This is a genomic window from Rhizobium ecuadorense (assembly GCF_001187535.1).
GTDB lineage: Bacteria > Pseudomonadota > Alphaproteobacteria > Rhizobiales > Rhizobiaceae > Rhizobium > Rhizobium ecuadorense.
The window spans coordinates 1-287 of sequence record NZ_LFIO01000316.1 but is presented as its reverse complement, the minus strand read 5'-3'; the positions used below and the strand labels follow the sequence as shown (position 1 = coordinate 287).

Annotated in this window: 1 protein-coding gene; it reads right to left on the bottom strand. The window is 61.7% G+C overall.

Annotated elements, in window-relative coordinates; genetic code table 11:
* Positions 1–287, bottom strand: a 287-nt coding sequence (locus AF337_RS07040; RefSeq protein ID WP_152970943.1) for a PAS domain-containing protein, incomplete at both ends; no start/stop codon positions are given.

Here is a 287-nt window from a genome sequence, read left to right as displayed (position 1 = left end):
GACTGGAACCGCTCGTGACAGCACCCAGCCGGTACTGCGGTCGGCCCGCCGGACGCGATGCTCACATTCGAAAACACCCTTGCTTGCGATGGCCTCGTCGATTACCGCCTGGATCGCGGGAATGTCCTCGGGAAACAGATAGGCCTCCTGCCACGCGACGGTTGGATTGGCCGTGTCTGCGAGAACATTGCGACCGTCGAGCTGCTGCATCTCCTTCCAGTCGGCGCTCATACGGTAGACGATGTCGGTCGTCGCAGTCGTGAACGCCCTGAACCTCTCTTCGCTCT